Source organism: Mesorhizobium sp. M1E.F.Ca.ET.063.01.1.1, assembly GCF_003998155.1.
Taxonomy (GTDB): domain Bacteria; phylum Pseudomonadota; class Alphaproteobacteria; order Rhizobiales; family Rhizobiaceae; genus Mesorhizobium.
This window is the reverse complement of the sequence record NZ_RZSC01000844.1, coordinates 1-2,382: the sequence shown is the minus strand read 5'-3', so window position 1 is coordinate 2,382 and position 2,382 is coordinate 1. Positions and strand designations below refer to the sequence as shown.

The window sequence follows — 2,382 nt, the reverse complement described above, 5'->3', positions numbered from 1 at the left end:
TTCTTGTTCATCAAAATTCCCTTCCATGAGAAAACCGGAACTTACGACTCATCCGGCAGGAAACGGACTTTAGAAAGAAGCGTTCCGGAACCCAAGCCGAAAACCGCGGAATTCCGGGCTTTTTTCCGTTTTTCGGAGCTTTTTTCACATGAAAAAGCCGGGCTTGAAGCCCGGCTCTCTCATTGTGCGTCGCAATGTTAGAAGATTCTAATGAGCAAGCGACTTGCCGGCATCGTCGCCGGCATCCACGCCGGCCGGCGGATTCACCGGCTCGACCCATTCGATCGGCTCCGGCATCCTGACCAGCGCGTGCTTCAGCACCTCGCCGACCCGCGAGACCGGAATGATCTCCATGTTGTTCTTCACATTGTCCGGAATCTCCGCCAGATCCTTGGCGTTGTCTTCCGGGATCAGCACCTTCTTGATGCCGCCGCGCAACGCGGCAAGCAGCTTCTCCTTCAGGCCGCCGATCGGCAGCACCCTGCCGCGCAGCGTCACCTCGCCGGTCATCGCCACATCGGCGCGGACCGGAATGCCGGTGAGCACGGAGACGATCGCCGTCACCATCGCCACACCCGCCGACGGGCCATCCTTGGGCGTCGCGCCCTCCGGCACGTGGACGTGGATGTCGCGCTTGTCGAACAGCGGCGGCTCGATGCCGAAATCGATGGCGCGCGAGCGGACGTAAGAAGCCGCCGCCGAGATCGATTCCTTCATCACGTCGCGCAAATTGCCGGTCACCGTCATGCGGCCCTTGCCGGGCATCATGACGCCTTCGACCGTCAGCAGCTCGCCGCCGACTTCCGTCCACGCAAGACCGGTGACGACGCCGACCTGATCGTCGGCCTCGACCTGACCGAAGCGGAAGCGCGGAACGCCGAGATAATCGGCGAGGTTTTCCGCGTTGATCTTCACCGTCTTCTTCTTCGTCTTCAGGATCTCGGTCACCGCCTTGCGCCCAAGCTTCATCAGCTCGCGCTCCAGGCTTCTGACGCCCGCTTCACGGGTGTAGGTCTGGATGATGCCGCGGATCGCGTCCTCGCCGACCGAGAATTCGTTCGGCTGCAGCGCGTGATCGCGGATCACCTTGGGCATCAGGTGGCGCTTGGCGATCTCGATCTTCTCGTCCTCGGTGTAGCCGGCGATACGGATGATCTCCATGCGGTCCATCAAGGGCGCAGGGATGTTCAGCGTGTTCGCCGTCGTCACGAACATCACGCTCGACAGGTCGTACTCGACCTCGAGGTAATGGTCCATGAACGTCGAGTTCTGCTCCGGATCGAGCACCTCGAGCAGGGCCGACGACGGATCGCCGCGGAAGTCCTGGCCCATCTTGTCGATCTCGTCGAGCAGGAAGAGCGGGTTGGACTTCTTGGCCTTCTTCATCGACTGGATGACCTTGCCGGGCATCGAGCCGATATAGGTCCGCCTGTGGCCGCGAATCTCGGCCTCGTCGCGCACGCCGCCGAGCGCCATGCGGATGAACTCGCGGCCGGTCGCCTTGGCGATCGACTTGCCGAGCGAGGTTTTGCCGACGCCGGGCGGGCCGACGAGGCACAGGATCGGCCCCTTCAGCTTCTTCTGCCGGCTCTGCACGGCGAGATACTCGACGATGCGCTCCTTGACCTTGTCGAGGCCGAAATGGTCGGCATCGAGCACGTCCTGCGCGAAGGCGAGATCCTGCTTGACCTTGGAGTTCTTGCCCCACGGGATCGACAGCAGCCAGTCGAGATAATTGCGCACGACGGTGGATTCAGCCGACATCGGCGACATCGACCGCAGCTTCTTCAATTCGGCTTCCGCTTTCTCGCGGGCCTCCTTGGAGAGCTTGGTCTTCTTGATGCGCGCCTCGATCTCGGCGGCCTCGTCGCGGCCGTCCTCGCCCTCGCCGAGCTCCTTCTGGATCGCCTTCATCTGCTCGTTGAGGTAGTACTCGCGCTGCGTCTTCTCCATCTGGCGCTTGACGCGCGAACGGATGCGCTTCTCCACCTGGAGCACGGAGATTTCGGCCTCCATGAATCCCATCGCCTTCTCGAGACGCTCCTTCACGGAAAGCGTGGCGAGCATCTCCTGCTTCTCGGGGATCTTGATGGCGAGATGCGAGGCGACCGTGTCGGCGAGCTTGGAATAGTCGTCGATCTGGCTGGCCGCGCCCACCACTTCGGGCGAGATCTTCTTGTTCAGCTTGACATAGTTCTCGAAGTCGGTGACGACCGAGCGGGCGAGCGCCTCGATCTCGACCTCTTCCTCCTCCGGCTCGGCCAGCGCCGTTGCGCGGGCCTCGTGGAAGTCGGCACGGTCGGTGAACGAGACGATCTTGGCGCGCGAGGCGCCCTCGACCAGCACCTTCACGGTGCCGTCGGGAAGCTTCAGGAGCTGCAG

The 2,382-nt window shown here is 62.5% G+C and carries 2 protein-coding genes; one reads left to right on the top strand and one right to left on the bottom strand.

Features of this window, described 5'->3' with window-relative positions; translation table 11 throughout:
• On the top strand, positions 1 to 201 hold a 201-nt coding region (locus tag EOA29_RS42390), incomplete at its 5' end, for a hypothetical protein (protein WP_210213201.1).
• Positions 202 to 207: 6 nt separating this feature from the next.
• On the opposite strand, the gene lon is transcribed toward EOA29_RS42390, so the two are convergent.
• The coding region (gene lon / locus EOA29_RS33200) for an endopeptidase La (protein WP_127222188.1) at positions 208 to 2,382 on the bottom strand (2,175 nt) is incomplete at its 5' end.